Annotated in this window: 21 protein-coding genes; 14 read left to right on the forward strand and 7 right to left on the reverse strand. The window is 68.9% G+C overall.

Annotated elements, in window-relative coordinates; genetic code table 11:
- Positions 1 to 50: 50 nt before the first annotated feature.
- On the reverse strand, positions 51 to 512 hold the full coding sequence (locus SF06_RS12275) for a DUF411 domain-containing protein (protein WP_039561723.1): 462 nt from the start codon (positions 510 to 512) through the stop codon (positions 51 to 53).
- A 14-nt stretch (positions 513 to 526) separates the two neighbouring features.
- The gene (locus tag SF06_RS12280) at positions 527 to 2,806 is read right to left on the reverse strand and encodes a heavy metal translocating P-type ATPase (protein WP_234703329.1); all 2,280 of its coding nucleotides are present in this window, start codon (positions 2,804 to 2,806) and stop codon (positions 527 to 529) included.
- A gap of 212 nt (positions 2,807 to 3,018) precedes the next feature.
- Here SF06_RS12280 and SF06_RS12285 point away from each other — a divergent pair, with 212 nt between their 5' ends.
- Positions 3,019 to 3,702: a heavy metal response regulator transcription factor gene (locus tag SF06_RS12285; protein ID WP_027591810.1), complete on the forward strand. Its 684-nt coding sequence runs from the start codon at positions 3,019 to 3,021 to the stop codon at positions 3,700 to 3,702.
- Positions 3,699 to 5,027, forward strand: coding sequence for a heavy metal sensor histidine kinase (locus SF06_RS12290; protein ID WP_039561725.1), 1,329 nt, complete (start codon positions 3,699 to 3,701; stop codon positions 5,025 to 5,027). Before SF06_RS12285 ends, SF06_RS12290 begins: the two co-directional genes overlap by 4 nt.
- Positions 5,028 to 5,104: 77 nt before the next feature.
- On the opposite strand, the gene pdxR is transcribed toward SF06_RS12290, so the two are convergent.
- The gene (gene pdxR, locus SF06_RS12295; RefSeq protein WP_039561880.1) at positions 5,105 to 6,574 is read right to left on the reverse strand and encodes a MocR-like pyridoxine biosynthesis transcription factor PdxR; all 1,470 of its coding nucleotides are present in this window, start codon (positions 6,572 to 6,574) and stop codon (positions 5,105 to 5,107) included.
- Positions 6,575 to 6,827: 253 nt separating this feature from the next.
- Between pdxR and SF06_RS12300 the strand changes: the two genes are divergently transcribed.
- The 4 genes from SF06_RS12300 to glyA are packed head-to-tail and all read left to right on the forward strand — an operon-like array spanning position 6,828 to position 11,356.
- Positions 6,828 to 8,063, forward strand: coding sequence for a benzoate/H(+) symporter BenE family transporter (locus SF06_RS12300; protein WP_039561727.1), 1,236 nt, complete (start codon positions 6,828 to 6,830; stop codon positions 8,061 to 8,063).
- Positions 8,063 to 8,842, forward strand: a complete 780-nt coding sequence (locus SF06_RS12305) for a YggS family pyridoxal phosphate-dependent enzyme (RefSeq protein WP_039561729.1) — start codon at positions 8,063 to 8,065, stop codon at positions 8,840 to 8,842. Before SF06_RS12300 ends, SF06_RS12305 begins: the two co-directional genes overlap by 1 nt.
- Positions 8,843 to 8,884: 42 nt before the next feature.
- Positions 8,885 to 10,057: an aspartate aminotransferase family protein gene (locus SF06_RS12310; protein ID WP_039561732.1), complete on the forward strand. Its 1,173-nt coding sequence runs from the start codon at positions 8,885 to 8,887 to the stop codon at positions 10,055 to 10,057.
- 33 nt (positions 10,058 to 10,090) lie between these two features.
- Positions 10,091 to 11,356, forward strand: coding sequence for a serine hydroxymethyltransferase (gene glyA / locus SF06_RS12315; protein ID WP_039561733.1), 1,266 nt, complete (start codon positions 10,091 to 10,093; stop codon positions 11,354 to 11,356).
- 18 nt (positions 11,357 to 11,374) lie between these two features.
- Here glyA and SF06_RS12320 read toward each other — a convergent pair whose 3' ends face one another.
- Positions 11,375 to 12,091, reverse strand: a complete 717-nt coding sequence (locus SF06_RS12320) for a 4'-phosphopantetheinyl transferase family protein (protein ID WP_039561735.1) — start codon at positions 12,089 to 12,091, stop codon at positions 11,375 to 11,377.
- A gap of 249 nt (positions 12,092 to 12,340) precedes the next feature.
- Between SF06_RS12320 and SF06_RS12325 the strand changes: the two genes are divergently transcribed.
- Positions 12,341 to 13,648 carry an MFS transporter gene (locus SF06_RS12325; RefSeq protein WP_039561738.1) on the forward strand — a complete coding sequence of 436 codons (1,308 nt, stop codon included), beginning with the start codon at positions 12,341 to 12,343 and terminating at the stop codon, positions 13,646 to 13,648.
- 65 nt (positions 13,649 to 13,713) lie between these two features.
- Here the strand turns inward: SF06_RS12325 and SF06_RS12330 are convergent, their stop codons facing one another.
- Both SF06_RS12330 and SF06_RS12335 read right to left on the reverse strand, forming a co-directional pair.
- The gene (locus SF06_RS12330; protein ID WP_039561740.1) at positions 13,714 to 14,748 is read right to left on the reverse strand and encodes an AraC family transcriptional regulator; all 1,035 of its coding nucleotides are present in this window, start codon (positions 14,746 to 14,748) and stop codon (positions 13,714 to 13,716) included.
- Entirely contained in the window at positions 14,745 to 15,689 is a 945-nt protein-coding gene (locus tag SF06_RS12335) for a carbon-nitrogen hydrolase family protein (protein ID WP_039561742.1), read from the reverse strand. The genes SF06_RS12330 and SF06_RS12335 overlap by 4 nt, the downstream gene beginning before the upstream one ends.
- 172 nt (positions 15,690 to 15,861) lie before the next feature.
- Between SF06_RS12335 and SF06_RS12340 the strand changes: the two genes are divergently transcribed.
- The 4 genes from SF06_RS12340 to SF06_RS12355 all read left to right on the forward strand — a co-directional run bounded on the left by SF06_RS12340 (position 15,862) and on the right by SF06_RS12355 (position 20,920).
- On the forward strand, positions 15,862 to 17,895 hold the full coding sequence (locus SF06_RS12340) for an NADPH-dependent 2,4-dienoyl-CoA reductase (RefSeq protein ID WP_039561743.1): 2,034 nt from the start codon (positions 15,862 to 15,864) through the stop codon (positions 17,893 to 17,895).
- A 138-nt stretch (positions 17,896 to 18,033) separates the two neighbouring features.
- The gene (locus SF06_RS12345; RefSeq protein ID WP_027589617.1) at positions 18,034 to 19,362 is read left to right on the forward strand and encodes a hypothetical protein; all 1,329 of its coding nucleotides are present in this window, start codon (positions 18,034 to 18,036) and stop codon (positions 19,360 to 19,362) included.
- Between the two features lie 178 nt (positions 19,363 to 19,540).
- Positions 19,541 to 20,437, forward strand: coding sequence for a 1-aminocyclopropane-1-carboxylate deaminase/D-cysteine desulfhydrase (locus SF06_RS12350; protein WP_027589618.1), 897 nt, complete (start codon positions 19,541 to 19,543; stop codon positions 20,435 to 20,437).
- Between the two features lie 105 nt (positions 20,438 to 20,542).
- On the forward strand, positions 20,543 to 20,920 hold the full coding sequence (locus tag SF06_RS12355) for a Gfo/Idh/MocA family oxidoreductase (RefSeq protein WP_027589619.1): 378 nt from the start codon (positions 20,543 to 20,545) through the stop codon (positions 20,918 to 20,920).
- A 1-nt stretch (position 20,921) separates the two neighbouring features.
- On the opposite strand, the gene SF06_RS12360 is transcribed toward SF06_RS12355, so the two are convergent.
- On the reverse strand, positions 20,922 to 21,887 hold the full coding sequence (locus tag SF06_RS12360) for a DUF1853 family protein (protein WP_234703327.1): 966 nt from the start codon (positions 21,885 to 21,887) through the stop codon (positions 20,922 to 20,924).
- Positions 21,888 to 21,991: 104 nt separating this feature from the next.
- Here SF06_RS12360 and SF06_RS12365 point away from each other — a divergent pair, with 104 nt between their 5' ends.
- From SF06_RS12365 to SF06_RS12375, 3 genes are read left to right on the forward strand one after another with little or no spacing between them, the layout of a single operon-like run.
- A complete protein-coding gene (locus tag SF06_RS12365) occupies positions 21,992 to 22,882 on the forward strand; it encodes an NAD(+) kinase (protein ID WP_027589621.1) in 891 nt (296 codons plus the stop codon).
- Complete coding sequence (locus SF06_RS12370; RefSeq protein ID WP_039561744.1) at positions 22,882 to 23,856, forward strand: metallophosphoesterase; 975 nt, start codon at positions 22,882 to 22,884, stop codon at positions 23,854 to 23,856. The genes SF06_RS12365 and SF06_RS12370 overlap by 1 nt, the downstream gene beginning before the upstream one ends.
- On the forward strand, positions 23,853 to 24,710 hold the full coding sequence (locus tag SF06_RS12375) for a rhomboid family intramembrane serine protease (protein WP_039561747.1): 858 nt from the start codon (positions 23,853 to 23,855) through the stop codon (positions 24,708 to 24,710). Before SF06_RS12370 ends, SF06_RS12375 begins: the two co-directional genes overlap by 4 nt.
- Positions 24,711 to 24,719 lie beyond the last annotated feature (9 nt).

Genomic DNA, 24,719 nt, shown 5'->3' on the forward strand with positions numbered 1-24,719 from the left:
CGGCAGCGCCGCTGACGGCAGGCTGAAGCGTCGATTACGTTTTCGTCAGCTCAGCGGCGCGGCACCTTCGGCGCCGGGTAGCTGGCCAGCACCTCGTCCTGCCCGGCGCGGTTGAGGCCGAGCACCTGATACGCCTCGTGCGGCTGGCCGTAGTCCATGCCCGGCGAGCCGGCGGGCATGCCTGGCACGGCGATGCCGCGCAGGGCGGGGCGCTTGAGCAGGGCGTGAATCTGCGCCACCGGCACGTGGCCCTCGACGAACTTGCCGTCGATCACGCCGGTGTGGCAGGAGGCCAGGCGCGGCTGCACGCCCAGCTTCTGTTTGACCGCGCCCATGTCGCGCTCGACGTGGTCGCGCACCGTGAAACCGTTGTCCTTGAGGTAGACGATCCAGTCCTTGCAGCAGCCGCAATTGGCGTCGCGGTGCACGTCGATGGTCAGGGGTTCGGCCGCCTGGGCGGCGCCGCTCAGCAGCAGGGCGGCGAGGGCTGCGATACGCAGTCTGGGGTGCATGGAACTTCTCCGGATCAGTCGATGGAAACCTTGCGCAGGCGCAGTGCGTTGAACACCACCGAGGCCGAGCTCAGGCTCATGGCCAGCGCGGCGATCAGCGGCGAGAGCAGCAGGCCGGTCAGCGGATAGAGCAGGCCGGCGGCCAGCGGAATGCCCAGCGTGTTGTAGAGGAAGGCGAACGTCAGGTTCTGGTGCATGTTGCGCACGGTGGCCACCGACATACTGCGCGCGCGCAGGATGCCGAGCAGGTCGCCCTTGACCAGCGTGACCTGGGCGCTGTTCATCGCCACGTCGGTGCCGGTGCCCATGGCGATGCCGATATCGGCGCGCGCCAGGGCCGGGGCGTCGTTGATGCCATCGCCGGCCATGGCCACGCGGTGACCCTGCTGTTGCAGGGTGGCGGCCAGGCGCTCCTTGTCCTGCGGCTTGACCTCGCCGTGCACCTCCTCGATGCCCAGCTCACGGGCCACCGCGCGGGCGGTGGTCAGGCCGTCACCGGTGGCCATGATCACCCGTACGCCATCGGCCTGCAGGCGCTCGACTGCCAGTTTCGAGGTCGGCTTGATCGGATCGGCGACCGCCAGCAGCCCGGCCAGCGTGCCGTCCACCGCCAGGTACATGATGCTCACCCCGTCGCCGCGCAGCCGTTCGGCGCTGGCCTGCAGCGGGCCGGTATCCACGCCGGCGTCGGTCAGCAGCGCGGTGTTGCCCAGTAGCAGGCGGCGGCCCTCGACCTGGCCGCGCACGCCGATGCCGGAGGCCGATTCGAACGCCTCGGGCGTGCTCAGCGCCAGGCCCAGGGCGCGGGCCTGATCGACAATGGCGTGGGCCAGGGGATGTTCGCTGCCCTGATCCAGGCTGGCGGCCAGGCGCAGCACCTCGTCGCGCGCGAAGCCGGGCGCCGCCTCGACGCTGTGGAACGCGGGGCGGCCTTCGGTCAGGGTGCCGGTCTTGTCGACGATCAGCGTGTCGATCTTGCGCAGGTTCTCGATGGCGCCGGCGTCGCGGAACAGCACGCCGCTGCTCGCCGCCTTGCCGGTGGCGACCATTACCGACATCGGCGTGGCCAGGCCCAGGGCGCACGGGCAGGCGATGATCAGCACCGCCACCGCGTTGATCAGGCCGAACACCCAGCTCGGCTCCGGCCCCCACAGGCCCCAGACGAACAACGTCAGGATGGCGATGCCGATCACCACCAGCACGAAGTACCCGGCGATGACATCGGCCAGCCGCTGCATCGGCGCCTTGGAGCGCTGCGCCTGGGCGACCATCTGCACGATCTGCGCGAGCACGGTCGCGCTGCCGACCTTCTGCGCCTGCATCACCAGGCTGCCGTGGGCGTTCAGGGTGGCGCCGATCAGGCTGTCGCCGGCGCGCTTCATGATCGGCAGCGGCTCGCCGGTCAGCATCGACTCGTCCACCGCGCTTTCGCCGTCCAGCACCAGACCGTCGACCGGCACCTTCTCGCCCGGTCGCACGCGCAGGGTGTCGCCGCTGTGCACGTGGCTGAGCGGAATGTCTTCTTCGCTGCCGTCGGCATTGATGCGCCGCGCGGTCTTGGGCGCCAGGCCGAGCAGCGAGCGGATCGCCGCCGAGGTCTGCGAGCGCGCCTTGAGTTCGAGGATCTGGCCGAGCAGGGTCAGCGAGATGATCACCGCCGCCGCCTCGAAGTACACGCCGATGCGCCCGTCCTGTACGAAGTCGGCGGGAAACACGCCCGGCGCCAGGGTGGCGACCAGGCTGTACAGGTAGGCGGCGGCGGTGCCCAGGCCGATCAGCGTCCACATGTTCGGGCTGCGCAGCCGCACCGAGCGCACGCCGCGCACGAAGAACGGCCAGCCGGCCCAGAGCACCACCGGGGTGCTCAACGCGAGTTCGACCCAGTTCTGCGCAGCGCCGTGGAACAGGTTCAGGGCATGCCCGCCCATGGCCAGCACGGTGACGATCAGGGTCAGCGGCAGGGTCCACCAGAAGCGCCGGGAGAAGTCCCTGAGCTCCGGATTTTCCTCTTCTTCCAGTTCCGGCATGACCGGCTCCAGCGCCATGCCGCAGATCGGGCAGGTGCCCGGGCCGATCTGGCGGATCTCCGGATGCATCGGACAGGTGTATTCGGCGGCCGCTGCCGTGGCGGCCGCCCCTGCGTCGGGCGCGGCAGCCGGCGCGTGATCGGCGTGCCGGGCGGACAGGTACTTGTGCGGTTCGGCGCCGAAGCGGTCCAGGCAGTGCTGGCTGCAGAAGCGCAGGCGCTGGCCGGCATGCTGGGCCTGGTAGGGACTGTCGGACTTGACCGTCATGCCGCACACGGGATCGCGGTCCGGGACGGCGGCACTTGCAGGGTGTGGGTTCGGCGGGCTGGGCATGGCGGGATTCCTTTTACCTGTTGGCACCGTAGCGTCGGATGGCTGACATCAGGCTGAGCCCGGGATTACTTTTCTGTCAGCTTGTGGTCAGCGTCGTTCGGGCGCTGCACACTGCCCGCGTCTGTTTCCCGTGGGGGGTGTTGCCCATGAAACTCCTGGTCGCCGAAGACGAGCCGAAAACCGGTACCTACCTGCAGCAGGGCCTCGGCGAGGCCGGCTTCAGCGTCGACCGCGTCACCAGCGGCGCGGATGCCGTGCAGCAGGTGCTGAGCGAGTCCTATGACCTGCTGATCCTCGACGTGATGCTGCCCGGCCTGGACGGCTGGGAAGTGCTGCGCCGGGTGCGCGCCGCCGGCCAAGACATGCCGGTGCTGTTCCTCACCGCCCGCGACCGGGTCGAGGACCGGGTCAAGGGCCTGGAGCTGGGCGCCGACGACTACCTGGTCAAGCCCTTCGCCTTCTCCGAGCTGCTGGCCCGGGTGCGCAGCCTGCTGCGCCGCGGCAACCCGGCGGCGGTGACCACCCACCTGCGCATCGCCGACCTGGAGGTGGACCTGCTCAAGCGTCGCGCCGTGCGCGCCGGGCGGCGCATCGATCTGACCGCCAAGGAATTCGCCCTGCTGGAACTGCTGCTGCGCCGGCGCGGCGAGGTGCTGCCCAAGTCGCTGATCGCCTCGCAGGTGTGGGACATGAACTTCGACAGCGACACCAACGTGATCGAAGTGGCCATCCGCCGGCTGCGCGCCAAGATCGACGACGACTTCGAGCCCAAGCTGATCCACACCGCGCGCGGCATGGGCTACATGCTCGACGAGCCCGAGCCGTCATGAGGCGCCTGTCGCTCACCGCGCGGCTGAGCCTGCTGTTCATGCTGGCGGTGGCCGGGGTGCTGGCGGGCTCGGGGTTTTTCTTCAACCACCTCAGCCAGCACCATTTCGACGAGCTGGACCAGCAGACCCTGAGCGTCGCGGCTGCCGCTGCCGAACGCCTGCTGCGCGAGGCGCCGCCGGCGAGCCGCGACGGGCAGCTGCGCGCGCTGTTCAGCGGCCAGGCCGACCTGCAGGCGCGCATCCTCGAGGACGGGCGCCCGCTGTTCGCCACGCCGGAGCGGGGCACGGCCCCGTTCGGCGCCGGCTCCGGCGAGTGGCGGTACGAGGGGCGCGCCTGGCGGGGACTGGAAAGGGAGGTCGTGGTGGACGAGCGGCCGGTGAGCATCCAGCTGATGCTGGATGTCACCACCCATCAGGTGTTCTCCCACCAGCTGGCCGGCTGGTTGTGGGCGGGGCTGGGGCTGGCGGCGCTGCTCAGCGTGCTGCTGGGCTGGTTGCTGGTGCGCAGCGGCCTGCGCCCGCTGCGCCAGGTGACCGAGGTGATCGCCTCGGTGTCGGCCCGTTCGCTGGAGGAGCGCATCGAGCAGGAGGTGCCGGCCGAGCTGCGCGCGCTGGTGCAGGCGTTCAACGCCATGCTGGCGCGCCTGGAGGACTCCTTCGTGCGCCTGTCCAACTTCTCGGCGGACATCGCCCACGAACTGCGCACCCCAGTCACCAATCTGCTGACCCACACCGAGGTGGTGCTGACCCGCGCGCGCAGCGTCGAGGACTACCAGGAGAACCTGCATTCCAACCTGGAAGAGCTGCGGCGCATGGCGCGGATGATCGACGACATGCTGTTCCTGGCCAAGGCCGACAACGGGCTGATCATCCCCGAGCAGCGGCCGGTGGCGCTGCATGAACTGTGCGCCAGTCTGCTGGATTTCTACGAGCTGTCCGCGGAGGAACGCGGCATCCGTTTCGAACTGAGCGGCGAGGCCACGCTGCAGGGCGACGTGCTGATGCTGCGCCGGGCACTCTCCAACCTGCTGTCCAACGCGCTGCGCTACACGCCGGATGGCGGCAGCATCCGCCTGACCCTGCGGCAGAGCGAACACAGCGTGCGCCTGGCATTGGCCAACCCCGGCGGGACCATCGCCGCCGAGCATCTGGAGCGTCTGTTCGACCGCTTCTTCCGGGTCGACCCGGCCCGCCGCGAAGGCCACCCCGGCAACGCCGGCCTGGGCCTGGCCATCACCCGCTCGATCGTCGAGGCGCACCGGGGAAGGATCCGCTGTCACAGCGCGGAGGGTTGGACGACCTTCGAGCTGGAGTTTCGCGTGTGAGGGTGCGATGCCCGGTCTACCTCAGGCGAGCTCGATTTCATTGCGCAGCAATGTCGCAGGGAGTCGCGCCGCAGGGCCTATTTGCTGCGCAGCGCCTTGGCCAGGCGCAGCATGGCGGCTTCGATTTCCATGGCGGTCAGGGATGAATAGCCCAGCAGCCAACCCTGTTTCCGTTCCTCCCCGGCATACAGGCGACTGAGTCCGGGGAGCTGCACGCCGGCGTTGGCGGCCAGGCGGATGGTCCTTTCCTCCGACCAGCCCTCGTCCAGCAGGCAAGGCATCTGCAAGCCGCCCGGAGGTCGCATGGCGGTGGCGATACCGCTCAGATGCCTGCCGATGGCCTCGAACATGCTGGCCCGACGGCCCGCGTACAGTTTGCGCATGGCCCGCACATGGGCGTTGTAATGGCCGTCTTCCATGAAGCGCGCCAGGGTGAGCTGGAGGATCTGCGGGGTGTGTCCGTCCATGATGCTGCGCGCATGGGTGAACGCTTTTACCAGGGGCTGGGGCAACACCATGTAACCCAGGCGCAGGCCCGGAGAGAGGGTCTTGCTGAACGTGCCCACGTAGAGGGTGCGCTGGTACTTGTCCAGGCCCTGCACACAGGCGGTTGGCAAGCCGTCGTAGTGAAACTCGCTGTCGTAGTCGTCCTCGATGATCCACCTGCCGTTTTCCGCCGCCCAGTTGATCAGCTCGAGCCGGCGCGCCAGTGGCAGGGTGGCCCCGGTGGGGTACTGGTGGGAGGGCGTCACGTAGACGCAATTGGCGCCGCTGCGGTCCGCGCGCAGCAGGTCGGTGCGAATGCCCAGCGCATCGACATCGATGGGCACGACCCTGGCCTCGGCGCTTTCGAAGGCTTTCCGGGCGCCGTAGTAGCCGGGGTTTTCCAGCAGGATCGGCTTGCCGGCATCGACCAGCAACTGGGCGCACAGGAACAGCGCCTGGCGGGTACTGCTGAGTACCAGGATCTGCTCCGGGGTGCACGCGGCCCCGCGTTCCAGGTTCAGGTAGGTGGCGATGGCCTTGCGCAGCGGCTCGGCGCCCTGCGGGTCGCCATGCAGCAGGACGGTGGCCCGATAGTCCTTCATGGCCTGGCGTTGCAGGCGTAGCCAGACATCGATGGGGAAGGTGCGGGTCTCCGGCAGACCGGTGGCGAACGCCCTGACCACCTGCTGATCGCTGACCCCGCCGCTGTCCAGAATCATGCGCCCACGCCGGCTCAGGCCGGGTTCCGCCGCCGCCGTCTCGCTGCGTCGGGCCTCCCGTGGCCTTGGGCGCTGGCGCGCGATCCCCTGCAACTCGTTGCCGAGCGTCTCGGCCACGTAGCTGCCCGAGCCCTCGCGTCGCACGATGAAACCGTCACGGTGCAGTTGCACATAGGCGTTTTCGACCGTGTCGCGGGCGACCCCCAGCGATGTGGCCAGGGAGCGGGTGGCCGGCAGTTTCAGGCCGGGGGCCAGTGCGCCGTCGAGGATCAGCGCGCGCAGGGCGCGCTGAATGCGCTGATGCAGATCCAGGCGCTGAAGCTCGGCATCGTTGAGCCGCATCTTCAGCGTTTCGAGCTCGAAGGTTTTCACGAAGTGGTCTGCCCTGAACAGAAAAACCGGCCGGCGGAAGCGGGCCAGTTTATCCATGGTTGCGCTCAGCGCCGAAGGAGTTTCTCGACGTACCCCTACGGCAGCCCCAGGCGGGAAAGTGGTCTGGTTATCTGATGGAAAGTGTACGGGTTCTACGGACCATTACCGCGCTATAAATCAGCCGCCAGTTCCAGCCTCGTGTTGCCAGGAGCCACCTGAAGCCATGTCGTCCCCTGTCTCCCCATCCGCGGTTCGCCTCCGCGATCTCGCCCATCCGATCGTCGCCGGGCTGGTCTCGGTGATCGTCAACTATGGCGGCACCTTCATCCTGGTCTTCCAGGCGGCCCAGGTGGCGGGCCTGAGCCCTGAGCTGACGGCTTCCTGGGTGTGGTCGGTATCGATCGGCGTGGGGCTGAGCGGGCTGTTGCTCAGTTGGCGGTTCCGCGAGCCGATCATCACCGCCTGGTCGACCCCGGCGGCGGCATTCCTGGTCGTCGCCCTGGCGACGACGCCCTATGCCGAGGCGGTCGGCGCCTACCTTGTCTCGGCCGCCGCCTTCGTGCTGCTGGGCGTGTCCGGCTATTTCGAGAAGGTCATCCGCATGATTCCGCCGGGGGTGGCTGCGGGGTTGCTGGCGGGCATCCTGCTGCAGTTCGGCATCGGTGCCTTCGCGGGCGTGAGCATCGATCCGCTGCTGGCCGCGCTGCTGATTGGCGCCTATGTGGTACTCAAGCGTCTGAGCGCGCGCTACGCGGTGGTGGGGATTCTGCTGCTCGGCCTGGCCTTCCTGCTGGTCCAGGGGCGGGTGGACCTGTCCGGGCTGGAGCTGCGGCTCGCGGCACCGGTGTTCACTCCACCCGCGTTCTCGCTGAATGCCTTGCTCAGCGTGGCGCTGCCACTGTTCCTGATCACCCTGACCGGCCAGTACATGCCCGGCATGCTGGTGCTGCGCAACGATGGCTTCCGCACCAGCGCCAACCCGATTGTCACCGTCACCGGGCTGGGCTCGCTGCTCATGGCGCCGTTCGGCTCGCACGCGTTCAACCTCGCCGCGATCACGGCGGCCATCTGCACCGGCAAGGACGCCCACGAAGAACCCGCCAAGCGCTGGATCGCCGGTGTCGCCGCGGGTGTCTTCTACATCCTCGTCGGGGTCTTCGGCGTCACCCTGGCCGCACTGTTCATGGCCTTCCCGGCGACCTTCATCACCACCCTGGCGGGGCTCGCCCTGCTCGGCACCCTCGGCGGCAGCCTGGCCAGCGCCATGGCCGATGCCAGATCCCGCGAAGCCGCGCTGATCACCTTCCTGGCCGCCGCCGCCGATATCAGCCTGTTCGGGATCGGCGGAGCGTTCTGGGGGCTGGTGATCGGGCTGGCGGCATTCGCCGTGCTCAACGGCCGTTTGCCGCGCCGCGTGCCGGCCGGTCAGTCGGTCGCCGATGTGGGAGGGGCCCACTGATGCCGCGCCTGCACGAACAGCATGGCCGCTACCCGCAGGCCAACAGCGTCGAGGACTTCCTGCGCAACCTGGCCGCCGTGCGCCAGCGCATCGCCCAGGCGTGCCAGCGGGTCGGGCGCGATCCGGCGGGCGTGCGCCTGCTGCCGGTGAGCAAGACCTTCGACGAGGCGCACCTGCGCCTGGCCTATGCCGCCGGTTGCCGCGTCCTGGGCGAGAACAAGGTGCAGGAGGCGCAGCGCAAGTGGCAGGCCATGGCCGACCTGGGCGACCTGCAGTGGTCGGTCATCGGCCACCTGCAGACCAACAAGGCCAGGCAGGTCGCGCGCTTCGCCGCCGAGTTCCAGGCGCTGGACAGCCTGCGGCTGGCCGAGGCCCTGGACCGGCGGCTGCAGATCGAGGGTCGGCGGCTGGACGTGTTCGTCCAGGTGAATACCTCCGGCGAGGCCAGCAAGTACGGCCTGGCGCCCGACGCGGTCGCCGACTTCCTGCGCGCCTTGCCGGCGTTCTCCGCGCTGCGCGTGCGCGGCCTGATGACCCTGGCGCTGTTCTCCGCCGACGCGGCCCGTGTGCGTCCCTGTTTCGTGCGGCTGCGCGAGCTGCGGGAGCGACTGCGCCAGGACGCGCCGGCCGGTATCGGCCTGGAGGAGCTGTCCATGGGCATGTCCGGCGATTTCGAAATCGCCATCGAAGAAGGCGCCACCGTGGTGCGGGTCGGCCAGGCCATCTTCGGTGCGCGCGCCCTGCCGGACAGCCACTACTGGCCGGCGGCCGGCGAATAGCACGTCGCGCACGTTTACCCACGATCTCCACGAAGGAATGCCATGACCCGCTCATCCGCGTATCTGATGCCGACCTACGCACGCCAGCCCGTTTCGTTCAGTCGCGGCCAGGGCGCGCGCCTGTGGGATGCGCAGGGCATCGAGTACCTGGACGCGATCGCCGGCGTGGCGGTGACCGGCCTTGGTCACGCCCATCCGGAGATTGCCGCCGTGATCGCCGAGCAGGCCGGCCAACTGCTGCACACCTCCAACCTGTTCCGCATCGAATGGCAGGAGCGACTGGCTGAGCGCCTGTGCGTCTTGTCGGGCATGCAGCGGGCGTTCTTCTGCAACTCCGGAGCCGAGGCCAACGAGGCGGCGCTCAAGCTGGCCCGCCTGCACGCCACTGCCCGGCGGGTGGCGCAGCCGCAGGTGCTGGTCATGGAGAACAGCTTCCATGGCCGCACGCTGGCAACCCTGGCGGCCACCGGTAACCCGGCCGCGCAGCGCGGCTTCGAACCCCTGATGCCGGGCTTCGTGCGGGTGCCCTACGACGACATCGAGGCGCTGCGGGACGCGGCGCGGCAATTCCCGGGCATCGTCGCGGTGCTGGTCGAGCCGGTGCAGGGCGAGGGCGGGGTGCGTGCCGCCTCCGCCGGCTATCTGCAGGCCCTGCGGCAACTGTGCGATGCGCACGACTGGCTGATGATGGTCGACGAGGTGCAGACCGGCCTGGGCCGCACCGGCAGCTGGTTCGGTTTCCAGCAGGCGGGCATCGTGCCCGACGTCATCACCCTGGCCAAGGCGCTGGGCAACGGCCTGCCGATCGGCGCCTGTCTGGCCCGGGGTCGGGTGGCGGAACTGTTTTCCCCTGGCCAGCATGCCTCCACCTTCGGTGGCAATCCGCTGGCCTGCCGGGTGGCCTGCACGGTACTCGACATCCTGGCGCGCGAGCAGCTCCCGCAGCGGGCCGCCACCCTCGGTCGCCGGCTGCTGGCGGCCCTGCAGGAGGGACTGAGCGGCTGTCCCGAGGTGCTGGCGATCCGTGGCCTGGGCCTGATGGTCGGCATCGAGCTGAATCGCCAGTGCCCCGAGCTGGTTGGCCGGGCGCTGGAGGAACAGCGCCTGCTCATCACCGTGACCCGCGGCGCCACCCTGCGGCTGCTACCGCCCTTGATCTGCGACGACGCGCAGATCGACGACATTGCCGCGCGCGTCATCCGGCTGCTGGCCTAGCAGGCCCCCGATTTCCAACCCACAGGTTCCCTTATGTACGACGCATCCCTGACCCTTACCGATTTTGATCCCGAGCTGTCCGAGTCCATCCATGCCGAGGAAGTCCGTCAGGAAGACCACGCCGAACTGATCGCTTCCGAGAACTATGCCAGTCCTCTGGTGATGGCGATCCAGAGTTCGGTGCTCACCAACAAGTACGCCGAAGGCTATCCGGGCCGGCGCTACTACAGCGGCTGCGAGCATGTCGACGTGGCCGAGCGCCTGGCCATCGCGCGGGCCAAGGCCCTGTTCGATTGCGACTACGCCAACGTCCAGCCGCACGCCGGCTCCCAGGCCAACGCCGCCGTGTTCCTGGCCTTGCTCAGTCCCGGCGACACGGTGATGGGCATGAACCTGGCCCAGGGCGGCCACCTGACCCACGGCAACCCGGTGAACTTCTCCGGGCGCCATTACCGGATCGTTCCCTACGGACTCGACCCACGCACGGGTTTGATCGACTACGACGCGATGGAGCGCATCGCCCTGCAAACTCGGCCGAAGCTGCTGATCGGCGGATTTTCCGCCTACTCCCGGCACATGGACTGGGCGCGCATGCGCGACATCGCCGACCGGGTCGGCGCGCTGTTCTGGGTCGACATGGCCCATGTCGCCGGCCTGGTGGCGGCCGGCGAGTACCCGAACCCGCTGCCGCACGCCCATGTGGTCACCAGCACCACCCACAAGACGCTGCGCGGCCCACGGGGTGGCCTGATCCTGTCCAGGGGGCAGGACGAGACGTTCTACAAGAAGCTCGATTCGGCGGTCTTTCCGGGTGTCCAGGGCGGCCCGTTGATGCACCTGATCGCCGCCAAGGCCGTGGCCTTCAAGGAAGCGCTGCAGCCGGGGTTCAAGACCTATCAGCAGCAGGTCGTGGCCAATGCTCGGGCCATGGCCGCGGTGCTGCAGCGGCGGGGTTTCCGGATCGTCTCCGGCGGGACGGACAACCACATGATGCTGATCGACCTGTCCGACCGGCCTTACACCGGCAAGGACGCCGATGCCGCCCTGAGCGACGCTTGCATCACCGCCAACAAGAATTCGGTGCCCAACGACCCGCGCTCGCCGTTCGTGACCTCGGGGCTGCGGATCGGCACCCCGGCGGTGACCACCCGTGGGTTCGGCGTGCCGGAGTGCGAGCAGTTGGCGGGCTGGCTGTGTGACGTGCTGGATGCGCTGGAGTCCGGCGACAGTGAGACGGTGGTTCGTCAGGTAGGGGAGCAGGTGATGGCGCTATGCCGGCGCCATCCGGTGTATCGCTAGGCGCTGTACGGAAAGTGCCTAGCCCGGGCTGGCCGGCGTGGCCACGACTGTCAGCAGCTGCTCGCCCAGCATCCCGAACTGGCCCTCCAACTGTGCGCCTACCCGCCATTCGTCGCCCAGGTCGCGCAGCAGGCCCAGGCGCAGGCGGCCGGCCGGGTCCCAGTCGAGCAGTTCCGCGTCCTGGAAATAGAAGCGCTGGCCGACCAGGGGATACAGCGCCTTGAACAGGCTTTCCTTGGCCGAGAAGGTCAGGGTTGTCAGCCAGGCGTGCAGCGCCGGCTCCAGCTGTTCGAGCCGCTGGCGCTCGCCGGCGGTGAGGATTTCCCCACGCAGGCGCTGGCTGCGTTCGGCACTCAGCAGTCGCTCCAGATCGATGCCCAGGCCGCGCCAGTGTTCGGTGCTGGCGACCAGCGCGGCGGCCTGGCCGTGGCTGTGGGTGATCGAGCCGACCACGCCGGCGGGCCAGCGCGGCGCGCGGTCCTCGCCGACGGCGGGGACGCCCGGCTGGCCGGTGAGGGCGTGCAGGGCGTGGCGCGCGCACAGGCGTCCGGCCAGGTATTCGCACTGGCGCTTGGCGACGCCGGGCACGCCGGGAATCGCGCAACTGACGAAGTCGCCGGGTTGCAGCTGGTCGGCCTGGAACAAGGTGCTGACCAGCCGCGCGCCGGGCATGGGGACGGGCAGGGGCCAGTGCTCGCGCAGCGCTGCGCAGCAGGCGGGGTGGAAGTCGCTCATGGGGGGCATTGTGCCGGGGCGGACGGGAGTCGTCACGTCGTCAGGAACCGGCCATCCCGCCCGTGCCGGAGCCTGCTTTGCACGGGGCAAGGCACGACCCGGCGGTGCTGTCGGCGCCCTGCATGCATGGCGAGATACTGCACCGTGGTGGATAATGCGCGCTTTTCGGCGGCTCCGGCTGGGGCTGCCGGGCCGCCGTTGTACCGTTGTTCGCTGGACTGCCTGTCGCCGTCCTGCCTGAGAGTTGCCATGTTCAGCCCGCTCGTCACCTTCCCGGCGTTGTATGCCGCCACCCTGCTCATGCTCGCCGGTTCAGGGCTGTTCAGCACCTACATGGGCCTGCGCCTGACGGAGGAGGGCGCAGGCGATGCCTGGGTCGGCGGATTGATGGCGGCTTACTATTTCGGCTTGGTGTGTGGCGGCAAGTTCGGCCATCGGCTGATCGCCAGCGTCGGCCATATTCGCTCGTATGTGGCCTGCGCCGGGCTGGCCACGGTGATCGTACTGCTGCACGTGCTGGTGGAGCGGTTGGAGGTCTGGCTGCTGCTGCGTTTCGTCATGGGCGCGGTGATGATGAACCAGTACATGGTCATCGAGAGCTGGCTCAACGAGCAGGCGGAAAGCCACATGCGTGGCAAGGTCTTCGCAGGCTACATGGTGGCTGTGGACCTGGGGCTGGTCGTTGGCCAGGGGCTGCTGGCAATGCTTCCCTCACTGGATTTCAAGCCGCTGGTGCTGGTGGCGATCTGTTTCGCCTCGTGCCTGATCCCGCTGGCGGTGACGCGGCGTGTGCACCCGGCCAAGCTGGTGGCGGCCCCGCTGGAGATCGGCTTCTTCTGCAAGCGGGTGCCGCAGGCACTGGGCAGCATCTTCGTCGCCGGGCTGATGGTCGGCGCCTTCTATGGCCTGGCGCCGGTGTATGCCAGTCGCAATGGCCTGGATACCTCGCAGGCCAGTCTGTTCGTGGCCATGTGCATCGTCGCCGGTTTCTGTGCGCAGTGGCCGCTGGGCTGGCTGTCCGATCGCCTGGATCGCAGCTGGCTGATCCGGGGCAATGCCATTTTGCTGTGCCTGACCGCCATTCCTCTCTGGGGGCTGTTCAGCCTGCCGTACTGGTTGTTGCTGGCCAATGGCTTCGTGACGGGCATGCTGCTGTTCACCCTGTATCCGCTGGCGGTGGCGCTGGGCAATGACCATGTCGAGCAGTCGCGGCGGGTGGCGCTATCGGCCATGCTGCTGACCACCTATGGTGTGGGCGCCTGCCTCGGGCCGCTGCTGGCCGGCCTGATGATGCAGCGCTTTGGGCCGGGGATGTTCTACGTGCTGGTGTCGATCTACGCCCTGGCGCTGATCTTCTGGGTGCAGCCCAAGCGTGTTACCGGGCGCCATCGTGTCGACGAGGCGCCACTTAGTCACGTGCCGATGCCGGATACATTGAGCCCGATGGCGGCGGCGCTCGACCCGCGTATCGAGGACGTGCCGGAAGAGCTGCTGGTCGAGACGCCGGCGAGCATTGGGCGCTCCGACGATGAGCCGGCAACGCGGGAAATGGCGTAGCTCGGCTTCGTGCCGGCTGACCGATGTCGCGTGCGGCATGGCGCAACGCACAGCGGTCGTTGTACCTACCCGGTTCGCGTCGCGCGGCGAAATTCGCCGGGGGTCTGAGCGCTCCAGCGCTTGAAGGCGCGCTGGAAGGCTTCCGCCGAGGCGAAGCCGAGCAGGTAGGCGATTTCGCCGAAACTCAGCTCGGTGTCGCGGATATAGGTCATCGCCAGGTCGCGGCGGGTGTCGTTGAGGATGTCGCGAAAGCGCGTGCCTTCCTCGGCCAGCTTGCGGCGCAGGGTCCAGCTGGGCAGTTGCAGGCGCCGGGCGATCTCCTCCAGATCCGGCTCGCGGCCATGCAGCAGCGGGCCGAGCAACTGGGTGATGCGCTCGCGCAGGCTGCGGGTGCGGGTCAGCTGCGTCAGCTCCGCCTCGCAGAGTTCCAGCAACTGGTGCCAGGTGCTCGGGCAGTGGGCGGGGTTGCGCAGCGCCAGCGCCTCGCGATCCAGGCGCAGGCGGTTGTGCGCGGCACCGAACTCCACCGGGCCGCCGAACACCTCGGCATAGCGCTCGGCATAGTCCGGGGCCGGGAACTCGATCTCCACCCGCTGCGCCGCCAGCGGCCGGCCGGCCAGGGCGCCGAGCTGGTGCAGCCAGCCGGCCAGCAGCGCGTCGACCACGAAGCGGTTGTAGGTGTTGTAGGGGCTGATCGAATAGAAGCTCAGCCAGGCGCCGTCGGCGTCTTCCGCGAAGCTCGACTGCCCCCGGTAGTTGGCGGCGTACAGCGGCTCGAAACGGATCAGCGTGCGCGCCGCCTCGCGCACCGTAGGCGCCTGGGCGGCGGTCACTCCGGCCAGGCCGACCTGGGCGATATGGCCGAGGCGGCCCATCTCCAGGCCCAGCGCCGGGTCGCCGCACAGCTGCATGGCGGCATGCCCCAGGCGCATGTAGCGGGGAATCGACAGCCGTGCGCGGGGTTCGGCCAGGCGCGCCGGGTCCAGGTCGTACTCGACGAGCAGCGGCTGCGGATCGATGCCCTGCTGGCGCAGGGCGGCGGCCAGGCTGAGCACGCTGCCCACCGACAGATCGCCCAGGCGCACGCGCGCTGTCTTCACGGCTCGATCCACTGGTTGAGCAGATGCGTGCCGGGCAGGCTGCTGAGCTGCGGTGCCTGGGCCGGGGTCAGCGCCACACCGCGCGGCACGCCGCCGATCGGCCAGCTGAGCCGGCCGCGCAGGAACAGGGGCGGGCTGGTGCGCCCGTTGGGCAGCTGCACACGGCTCTGCGGCCAGCCGGGGAGCCAGTCGCGCTCGATCAGGTACTGCTGATCGCCGACCGTCACCCGCTGGGTGGGAATGCGTACCGAGGTCCAGGGCCAGTCCTGCAGGAACGGCTCGCCAATGATCCGCCCATCCGGGCCGAACACCAGGCTGAGGTTCCACAAGGGCCCGCTGCCGCTGTGCAACTGGCCGTCACCGTCGATGTGCGGTTCGGGCAGCAGGATGGAGCCGGCCTGCAGGGTCACGCCGTATTCCCTGGCCAGGCCGCCGAACAGCGCCTGGTAGTCGGTGGCCATCTGCTCGGCCTTCATGCGCAGCAGGGCTTCGTCGAGGCGGTTGGCGTCCAGGTTGCGCAGCAGCACATTCATGGCCAGCAGCGGGTTGCCCAGCAGCAGCCAGTTGCGCACTTCCAGGCGGTCGCGGGCGCGGTAGAACTCCGGTTTTTCGCCGGTGGCCAGCAGCCAGGTGCCGATATGGTCGGGCAGCACCACCAGGGTTTGTGGGTTGAGCAGGCCGGCATCGCGGGCCGCGTCGAGAGCGGCGGCCAGCACCAGGCGCAGGTGCGCCGGGCTCTGGTAGTCGAGCGGGAACAGCTGCGGGCGGATGGTCAGCAGGTTGCCGTGTCGCACGGCGGGCGGCGGCGGGCTGATCACCTGGGTGCGCAGGTCGGACAGGTAGTGGATGGTCGGGCGTTCCTTGGCCCAGTCCAGGAAGCTCAGCAGGGCGGCGCCGGCGAGCAGCAACAGGGCGGCGGATATCAGCAGGGTGCGTTTCATGGCGGTCAGGGTAGGGGGCGGCGTCGGACTTGCCAAGCCGCGTTGTGCATTTGGATCAGCAACTTGTCAGTTTTGATCATTGAGCGCCTCGCGCCGGCTGACTATCGTCTGGCGCCATAACAGGCTGCGTCGATGAGCGTAGCCAGCACCGTGAACTGCCGGAAGGATCGCCATGACCGCACGCTACCCGCACCTGCTCGCCCCGCTGGACCTGGGCTTCACCACCCTGAAGAACCGCACCCTGATGGGCTCCATGCACACCGGCCTGGAAGAGAAGCCCAACGGCTTCGAGCGCATGGCGGCCTATTTCGCCGAGCGCGCCCGCGGCGGCGTCGGCCTGATGGTCACCGGCGGCATCGGCCCGAACGAGGAGGGCGCGGTGTACTCCGGCGCCGCCAAGCTGAGCACCCCGGAAGAAGCCGAGAAGCACCGCATCGTCACCCAGGCCGTGCACGAAGCGGGCGGCAAGATCTGCATGCAGATCCTCCATGCCGGTCGCTACGCCTACAGCCCCAAGCAGGTCGCGCCGAGCGCCATCCAGGCGCCGATCAACCCGTTCAAACCGCGCGAACTGGACGAGGAAGGCATCGAGAAGCAGATCAGCGACTTCGTGAACTGCGCCCGTCTTGCCCAGCAGGCCGAGTACGACGGCGTCGAGATCATGGGTTCGGAAGGCTACTTCATCAACCAGTTCCTGGTCGCCCACACCAACCAGCGCACTGATCGCTGGGGCGGCAGCTACGAGAACCGCATGCGCCTGCCGGTGGAAATCGTGCGCCGCGTGCGCGAGGCCGTCGGCCCGAATTTCATCATCATCTACCGCCTGTCCATGCTGGACCTGGTGGAAGGTGGCAGCACCTGGGACGAAATCGTCACCCTGGCCAAGGCCATCGAGGCCGCTGGCGCGACGATCATCAACACCGGCATCGGCTGGCACGAGGCGCGCATCCCGACCATCGCCACCAAGGTGCCGCGCGCGGCCTTCACCAAGGTCACCGCCAAGCTCAAGGGCGAGGTGAAGATTCCGCTGATCACCACCAACCGCATCAACACGCCGGAGGTGGCCGAGCAGGTGCTGGCCGAGGGCGATGCCGACATGGTGTCCATGGCCCGGCCGTTCCTCGCCGACCCGGAGTTCGTCAACAAGGCGGCCGCCGGTCGCGCCGACGAGATCAACACCTGTATCGGCTGCAACCAGGCCTGTCTGGACCACACCTTCGGCGGCAAGCTGACCAGCTGCCTGGTCAACCCGCGCGCCTGCCATGAAACCGAGCTGAACTACATCCCGGTCGCCCAGGGCAAGAAGATCGCCGTGGTCGGCGCCGGCCCGGCCGGCCTGTCCGCCGCCTGCGTGGCGGCCGAGCGTGGCCACCGCGTGACGCTGTTCGACGCCGGCAGCGAGATCGGCGGCCAGTTCAACGTCGCCAAGCGCGTGCCGGGCAAGGAGGAGTTCCACGAAACCCTGCGCTACTTCCGCAACCGCCTGGACAGCACCGGCGTGGACGTGCGCCTGAACACCCGGGTCAGCGCCGAGGCGCTGGTCAAGGGTGGCTTCGACGAGATCATCCTGGCCACCGGCATCGTGCCGCGCACCCCGGCGATCCCCGGCATCGAGCACCCGAAGGTGATCGGCTACCTGGACGCCATCCTCGAGCGCAAGCCGGTCGGCCGGCGCGTGGCGGTGATCGGCGCCGGCGGCATCGGCTTCGACGTCTCCGAGTACATCACCCATGACGGCGTTTCCACCAGCCTGGATCGCGAGGCGTTCTGGAAGGAGTGGGGCATCGACCTCGGTCTGGAAGCCCGCGGCGGCGTGGCCGGCATCCAGGCGCAGCCGCACGCGGCGGCCCGCGAGGTGTTCCTGCTGCAGCGCAAGAAGAGCAAGGTGGGCGACGGCCTCGGCAAGACCACCGGCTGGATCCACCGCACCGGATTGAAGAACAAGAACGTGCAGATGCTCAACAGCGTCGAGTACCTGAAGATCGACGACGCCGGCCTGCACGTCAGCATCGCCGGAGGCGAACCGCAGGTGCTGCCGGTGGACACGGTGATCATCTGCGCCGGCCAGGAGCCGCTGCGCGAGTTGCACGACGGCCTGGTCGCCGCTGGCCAGAAGGTGCACCTGATCGGCGGCGCCGACGTGGCCAGCGAGCTGGATGCCAAGCGCGCCATCAACCAGGGCTCGCGCCTGGCCGCCGAGCTGTAACCCGCGCCCGGCGCGCCGCTCGTCGCGGCGCGCACGGTGGGGCAGGTGGTTGCCAACGGCGTCACGCTGCCCGTCCCGGGCTTTTCCTAGACTGCGAACCCCGCCTGGCGCGGGGTTCGTTCGTTTCAGGGGGTAAGCATGAGTCTGCAGGCCAAGCCTCAGCAGGTCGAAGCGGTGATGTTTTTCCGCGCCGGTGCCATCTGCAAGGAGATGCACCTGGCCGAATTCGAGGCGGTGCTGGACGGGGTGGTGAGTCTGGTGGATTTCGCCGACCAGCAGATCCCCGCCGCCTACGTGCTGATCACGCCGCGCCTGCACATTCGTGCCGTCACCTTCTTCCTCATCGACTTCGACGAATCCGGCCGCGCCGACAGCGGCTGGAACATTCCCTTGCGCCATCTGGCGGAGCAGGGCGTGCGCGGCCCGGATCTGGGCGATGGCGCCATCCGCCTGGCCTGCCGCAGCCGTTGCCCGGTCGCCTGGCACCAGATGCACCTGTGGGACCCGAGCCTCAAGCCCGGTCGCAACGAGCTGCTGCAGCTGCGCGATGCCGCAAAACGCAACAATCTGGGGATTCTCAGCGAGGTGGATGCGCCGGCCGGTGCCGACGCCGGCGGCGGGGACTGGCTGGCCCCGGAGGCGGCCAAGAGCATGGCTGCGCGCCTGGCCCGCAAGGTGGATCTGCAGCATCGCCAGAAGACCGCGCAGTTGATCCGCCAGCAGCGTCTGCGCCTGCAAAGCCTGACCCAGCAGTACGAGGACCAGTTCGCCCGCCTGCGCCTGGAGGCCGAACAGCGGGAGAAGGCGCTGCTTGAGCAGATCGAGACGCTGCAGCAGGTACTGGCCTGCCAGGAGCAGATGAACGTGGACCTCAAGGTACAGCAGCAGAGCCAGGCCGATCAGTTCCGCCGGGCCCGCGAGGCACTGACCCGCCAGTTGCGCTCGATGGAGCACGACGGGCGCAGCGAGGCAGAGTTACTGCGCGGGCAGTTCGAGCTGGAGCTGCAGGCACGCATTGCCGCGGAGGTCGCCGATTACAAGGACCAGATCGCCGCCTTGCAGGCGGAGCTGGCCAGCCGCAGCGAGCTGGACGCGCAACAGCAGGCGGAAGTGGAACGCCTGCGCCAGAACCAGCTGCGCGGCATCGAGCGCCTGGCCGGACTGGGCGTGATGTTTGTGGTCTATCACCCGGGCACCGGCCACCTGACCATTCCGCTGGCCGAAATCGGCCGCTACCAGGACGACCCCGAGGCGTTTGTGGCGGCCAAGTGCCTGGTGTCCGCCGAGCACTACCGGGAATGGCTGGCCCATTACCAGCAGCCGACCTGCAGCGCCCGCCTGCCCACCGGCGAACGCTGCGCCATGCCCATCGACCGCATCGACACGCCGAGCCGCTTCGTGCGCGGCGAAAGCAGCTGCTGTACGCGGCATCAGGCCAAGGTGCGGGCGGCGCGGGCAGGGGCCTGAGGTTTCACGTAGGGCAGGCAACGTTGTTCCTGGCCGCCGATGCGGCGGTCCGGCGGTCCGGCGCCCAGAAAAGGCGCTGGCCTCCTACCCCGCTCCGAGGCGGGGGTGAGGGGATAGCGGCTGGACTGCGCCGACGGCGCGCCCTAGGCTGAGCCATCCCAAACCGCCTCCACGCCCCATGCTGATCCTGCCCGACTGGTCCCCCGAACCCCCGTTGCAGCGCCTCGAACTCGACTGGCTGGCCCAGGCCGGTGTGGAGGTCGCCGTGTTGCGCCTGGACCTGATCGACCCGCAGCTTTCCGGCAACAAGTGGTACAAGCTCAAACCGCATCTGCGCGAAGCCGCCGCAGCGGGTCGGGCCGGGGTGATGACCCTGGGTGGCGCGCATTCCAATCACCTGCACGCAGTGGCCGCCGCCGGCGTACGCTTCGGTTTCGCCACTGTCGGTCTGCTGCGCGGCGAGCCCTGCGACACGCCGACGGTGCGTGATCTCGAAGCATTCGGCATGCGCCTGCACTGGCTGGGCTACGGCGGCTACCGGGCGCGCCATCGGGAGGACTTCTGGGACGCCTGGCGGCAGCGCTACCCCGATCTGCACCCGGTGCCGGAAGGCGGCGGCGGGTTGCCCGGCGCGCAGGGCTGCGTCGAGCTGGTGGAACTGGCGCGCCGCCAGCTGCCCGCGCTGGGCTGGGACGACTACCACGGCTGGTGGCTGGCGGTCGGCACCGGCACCACCCTGGCAGGGCTGGCGCTGGGCGAGGCGGGACAGCGCCCGGTGCATGGCGCGCTGGCGGTGCCCGAGGACCATGGCGTGCCCCGGCGCCTGGCCGAGCTGGGCCTGGCGCGGGAGCACTATCACCTGTTGCCGGCCTGTCGCGGCGGTTTCGCCCGGCTGGACGACGCCCTGCTGGCCTTCATGCGCGACACCGAGGACGCGACCGGCCTGTCGCTCGAACCGCTGTACACCGCCAAGGCCCTGCTGGCGCTGCGCGAGCGGGTGGCCGCCGGCGAGGTTTCGGCCGGTACGCGGCTGATCTTCGTGCATACCGGCGGCCTGCAGGGCTGGCGCCACTGACTTTTGGTCGCAGGGCCGCGGCACTGCCGGCTTGATGCAAGTCAATCCGGGTGCCAGCGCATGGCGGCACAGTGACATCGTCATTCACCGAGGGTTGTACTACTCATGCAAGGCTTTCGTATTGCCGTCATCGGCGCCGGCGAGACCGGCACCCCGCTGCTCAAGCAACTGCTGACTTCGCCCTTCGTCACCGTGGTGGGCGTGGCCGACCTGGACCTGTCGATGCCCGGCATCGTGCTGGCCCGCGAGTTCGGCGTGCCGGTCACCGACAACTTCATGGAACTGGCCGAGCTGGGCGAACGCGTGGACGTGATCATCGACGTCACTGGCGCGCCCAAGGTGCGCGAGACCCTGCGCAAGCACATGGTCGAGACAGGCAACACCCACACCCTGATCATGCACGAGCGCATTGCCCTGCTGATGATGTCGCTGTCCGCTGGCCGCCTGGTCGGAAGCAAGCACGGCCATCAGGAATACGCCTGAGTCAGCCGCCGGCCTGGCCGTTGAGCGGCCAGGCGTCGGGCATCAGAAAGACTCGTTCCGCTTCCTCCCACACGTCCGTGCACGCTTCCCGCAGGCGTACCAGCAGTTGCGCCGGCGCCGTGCGCGGCAACTGTTCCAGCCAGTCGTCCAAGTGTTCGGCCGACCACACCTCCGCGTGCGGCAGTTGCGCAGTGGCCAGCCAGGCCTGGCGGGGCAGCGGCTGCCAGGGGCCTGGCGCGCTGTCCGCGCGCAACGCGGTGAAGCGCTCGCGCGTCAGCCAGTATCCACGGCAGTGCAGCGGGTGTGCGCCCGCCGGCGCGGCGCAGCCGTCCGGCCAGGGGTAGAACAGATAACCGCCCAGCCAGAATTCAGCCTGGACGTCGTCCGGCCGCAGATCGGCCAGGGCCAGCTTGCCGTGGCGGCTGCTGGAGAGTGGCAACTGGTGGCTGGCCAGGTGATCCAGCTTGCGGTCCAGACGATCCTCGCTGCCCGGGCCCAGCCACTGGGCCGTGTCACGGCCGTTGCCCTGCCGCGGGCCCAGGTAGAGCTTGACCGCCAGTTCCAGGTGGTGGACGCCATCCTCGTCGCGCAGCAGCAGGTCCAGCTCGCCCAGGGTGCGGCCACCCAGGCGGATCGGCAGGTTGCAGGCCAGCAGCAGGATGCCGGGCGCGGCCTGCAGGGCGAACTGCCAGAGTCGCTCGTAATACAGGCCCAGACGCCGCAGCGGGCCGCGCGCCAGCCATTCCAGCAGGACGGCGGGCTGCTCGTCGAGGCGCAGCAGCCAGTCGGCCAGTCGCCCCGGCTGGCGCGCCCAGCCACTGCCGGCCAGCGGATGGCGCTGCGGCCATTCGGTCTCCGCGAGCAAGGGTGGCGATAGCAGCGTCCAGGCCAGGTCGCGGACCACGGGCTGGCGCAGGCGGGGCAGCAGGTCGGTGAGTTCGAGGAAGGGATGCATGGTGTCGAGCATAGTTGCGCTGCGCCCGGCGAATGACAAGGTCGGCACGAGGGCTGCCCCTGGCAGCCGCTTTCGCCCATAATTGCCGGCACTTTGGCGCGGCGAACAGGAGTCCCATGGAGCAGTTTCGTAATATCGGCATCATCGGCCGCCTGGGCAGTTCCCAGGTCCTGGAGACCATTCGCCGGCTCAAGCGCTTTCTGCTCGACCGCCACCTCAATGTGATCCTCGAAGAGGAAATCGCCGAGGTGCTGCCCGGACACGGCCAGCAGGTCTGCTCGCGCAAGAACCTCGGCGAGGTCTGCGACCTGGTCATCGTGGTCGGCGGCGACGGCAGCATGCTCGGCGCGGCGCGCGCCCTGGCGCGCTACAAGGTGCCGGTGCTGGGCGTCAACCGCGGCAACCTGGGCTTTCTCACCGACATCCGCCCGGACGAGCTGGAACAGAAGGTCGCCGAGGTGCTGGACGGCCAGTACACCGTGGAGAGCCGCTTCCTGCTGGAAGCCGAGATGCGTCGCAACGCCGTACCCATTGGCCAGGGCGACGCCCTCAACGATGTGGTGCTGCACCCCGGCAAGTCGACGCGGATGATCGAGTTCGAGTTGTACATCGACGGCCAGTTCGTCAGCAGCCAGAAGTCCGACGGCCTGATCATCGCCACGCCCACCGGGTCCACCGCCTACGCGCTGTCCGCCGGCGGGCCGATCATGCACCCCAAGCTGGACGCCATCGTGGTGGTGCCCATGTACCCGCACACGCTGTCCAGCCGGCCGATCGTGGTGGACGGCAACAGCGAGCTGAAGGTGGTGGTATCGCCAAACCTGCAGATCTACCCGCAGGTGTCCTGCGACGGCCAGAACCATTTCACCTGCGCGCCGGGCGACACGGTGACCATCTCCAAGAAACCGCAGAAGCTGCGTCTGATCCATCCGCTGGACCACAACTACTACGAGATCTGCCGTACCAAGCTGGGTTGGGGCAGCCGTCTGGGTGGTGGTGGCGAGTGATGCAGTTCGATCCCGCGCGCGGCTACGACATCATCGGCGATGTCCACGGCTGCGCCGAAGCCCTTGAGCAACTGCTCGAACGCCTCGGCTATCGCCTGCAGGACGGCGTGTGGCGACATCCGCAGCGCATGGCGCTGTTCCTTGGCGACATCATCGACCGTGGCCCGCACATCCGCGAAGCGCTGCACATCGTGCGCGACATGGTCGAGGCCGGGCAGGCGCTGTGCATCATGGGCAACCACGAGTTCAGCGCGCTGGGCTGGGCTACCCCGGCGCCGCCCGGCAGCGGCCGGCTGTTCGTCCGTGAACACGTGCGCCGCCACGCCATCCTGCTGCAGGAAACCCATCGGCAGTTCGAGGCCTACCCCGCCGAGTGGCAGGCGTTCCTCGACTGGTTCCAGGACCTGCCGCTGTTCCTCGACGCCGGCGCCTTCCGCCTGGTGCACGCCTGCTGGGACAGCGAGCTGATCGACATGCTGCGCGTGCATTTTCCCGAGGGGCGGGTCGACCGCGCCTTCGTGCGTGCCGCCGGCCGGCCGGAGAGCTTCGCCGCCCAGGCGTTCAACCGGCTGCTGCGCGGCCTGGACATGCGCCTGCCGGAGGGCGTGGTACTGACCAGCCGCGAAGGCTTCCCGCGCACCTTCTTCCGCACCAAGTTCTGGGAGGAGGACCCGCAGACCTACGGCGACATCGTTTTCCAGCCCGAGCCGCTGCCCCAGCACGTTGCCAGCACGCCGCTGACTCCGCATCAGAAGCGCGAATTGCTGCGCTACGGGCCGGACGAGCCTCCGCTGTTCATCGGCCACTACTGGCGCGACGGCCGACCGGCGCCGATTCGCCACAACCTGGCGTGCCTGGACTACAGCGCGGTGCTGGAAGGTCGCCTGGTGGCCTACCGCTTCGACGGCGAGCATCGGCTGCATGCCGACAAGTTCGTGTGGGTCGAGGTGGATAGCCTGGGGGCGCCGCGATGAGCGCCGTGGCGGTGCTGCGCCTGCCGCTGGAGACCGATCTCAGCGGCTTCCTGGCGCTGTTGAAACGGATGGGCGTGCCTTGCCGGGTCAGTGAGGAAAGCGGCCAGCAGGTGCTCTGGGTGCCGGACACGCTGGCGGCGCAGGTGCGCGAACTGTACGCGCGTTTCCCGCAGGGCGATCCTGATGCGCCCATCGAGGGCGAGGTCGTATCGGCAACGCCGGTGCGCCGCTTCGGCAGCCTGCGCGAGGCGCCGTTCACCGCGCTGATGCTGTTGCTGACCCTGGTGGTGTTCGCCATCACCTGGGGTGGCGAGAACCTGGAGACCATCCGCTGGCTGAGTTTCGCGGATTACGGCATCACCGAGGAATACCTGTACTTCGCCGACCTCGGCCACACCCTCGACAGCGGCCAGTGGTGGCGCCTGTTCACGCCGATGCTGGTGCACTTCGGCTGGCTGCACCTGGCCATGAACAGCCTCTGGTACTGGGAGCTGGGTCGGCGCGTCGAGGCCCATCAGGGGCGCTTCGCCTTGCTGGGCTTCACCCTGCTGTTCGCGCTGGTGTCCAACCTGGCGCAGTACGTGTTCGGGGGTGTGGGCATCTTCGGCGGGTTGTCCGGCGTGCTCTATGGCCTGCTCGGGCACTGCTGGCTGTACCAGAAGCTGGCGCACAATCCCGCCTACCGGCTGCCGCCGGGTGTGGTGGGGCTGATGCTGGTCTGGCTGCTGGTGTGCCTGTCCGGGCTGGTCACTGCCCTGGGCCTGGGCGCCATCGCCAACGCCGCCCACGTTGGCGGCCTGCTGATCGGCTGCGCCACCGGGGTGCTCGGCGGCTGGCTGGCGCGCCGGCGCTGACTCGCCGCT

It is taken from the genome of Pseudomonas flexibilis (genome assembly GCF_000802425.1).
Classification (GTDB): Bacteria; Pseudomonadota; Gammaproteobacteria; order Pseudomonadales; family Pseudomonadaceae; genus Serpens; species Serpens flexibilis.

What these genes read in the sequence shown, in the direction of transcription:
- SF06_RS12275 (WP_039561723.1), bottom strand. Translation starts at nt 512, where the DNA reads ATGCACCCCAGACTGCGTATCGCAGCCCTCGCCGCCCTGCTGCTGAGC.
- SF06_RS12280 (WP_234703329.1), bottom strand. Translation starts at nt 2,806, where the DNA reads ATGACGGTCAAGTCCGACAGTCCCTACCAGGCCCAGCATGCCGGCCAG.
- SF06_RS12285 (WP_027591810.1), top strand. Translation starts at nt 3,019, where the DNA reads ATGAAACTCCTGGTCGCCGAAGACGAGCCGAAAACCGGTACCTACCTG.
- SF06_RS12290 (WP_039561725.1), top strand. Translation starts at nt 3,699, where the DNA reads ATGAGGCGCCTGTCGCTCACCGCGCGGCTGAGCCTGCTGTTCATGCTG.
- pdxR (WP_039561880.1), bottom strand. Translation starts at nt 6,574, where the DNA reads ATGCGGCTCAACGATGCCGAGCTTCAGCGCCTGGATCTGCATCAGCGC.
- SF06_RS12300 (WP_039561727.1), top strand. Translation starts at nt 6,828, where the DNA reads ATGTCGTCCCCTGTCTCCCCATCCGCGGTTCGCCTCCGCGATCTCGCC.
- SF06_RS12305 (WP_039561729.1), top strand. Translation starts at nt 8,063, where the DNA reads ATGCCGCGCCTGCACGAACAGCATGGCCGCTACCCGCAGGCCAACAGC.
- SF06_RS12310 (WP_039561732.1), top strand. Translation starts at nt 8,885, where the DNA reads ATGACCCGCTCATCCGCGTATCTGATGCCGACCTACGCACGCCAGCCC.
- glyA (WP_039561733.1), top strand. Translation starts at nt 10,091, where the DNA reads ATGTACGACGCATCCCTGACCCTTACCGATTTTGATCCCGAGCTGTCC.
- SF06_RS12320 (WP_039561735.1), bottom strand. Translation starts at nt 12,091, where the DNA reads ATGAGCGACTTCCACCCCGCCTGCTGCGCAGCGCTGCGCGAGCACTGG.
- SF06_RS12325 (WP_039561738.1), top strand. Translation starts at nt 12,341, where the DNA reads ATGTTCAGCCCGCTCGTCACCTTCCCGGCGTTGTATGCCGCCACCCTG.
- SF06_RS12335 (WP_039561742.1), bottom strand. Translation starts at nt 15,689, where the DNA reads ATGAAACGCACCCTGCTGATATCCGCCGCCCTGTTGCTGCTCGCCGGC.
- SF06_RS12340 (WP_039561743.1), top strand. Translation starts at nt 15,862, where the DNA reads ATGACCGCACGCTACCCGCACCTGCTCGCCCCGCTGGACCTGGGCTTC.
- SF06_RS12345 (WP_027589617.1), top strand. Translation starts at nt 18,034, where the DNA reads ATGAGTCTGCAGGCCAAGCCTCAGCAGGTCGAAGCGGTGATGTTTTTC.
- SF06_RS12350 (WP_027589618.1), top strand. Translation starts at nt 19,541, where the DNA reads ATGCTGATCCTGCCCGACTGGTCCCCCGAACCCCCGTTGCAGCGCCTC.
- SF06_RS12355 (WP_027589619.1), top strand. Translation starts at nt 20,543, where the DNA reads ATGCAAGGCTTTCGTATTGCCGTCATCGGCGCCGGCGAGACCGGCACC.
- SF06_RS12360 (WP_234703327.1), bottom strand. Translation starts at nt 21,887, where the DNA reads ATGCTCGACACCATGCATCCCTTCCTCGAACTCACCGACCTGCTGCCC.
- SF06_RS12365 (WP_027589621.1), top strand. Translation starts at nt 21,992, where the DNA reads ATGGAGCAGTTTCGTAATATCGGCATCATCGGCCGCCTGGGCAGTTCC.
- SF06_RS12370 (WP_039561744.1), top strand. Translation starts at nt 22,882, where the DNA reads ATGCAGTTCGATCCCGCGCGCGGCTACGACATCATCGGCGATGTCCAC.
- SF06_RS12375 (WP_039561747.1), top strand. Translation starts at nt 23,853, where the DNA reads ATGAGCGCCGTGGCGGTGCTGCGCCTGCCGCTGGAGACCGATCTCAGC.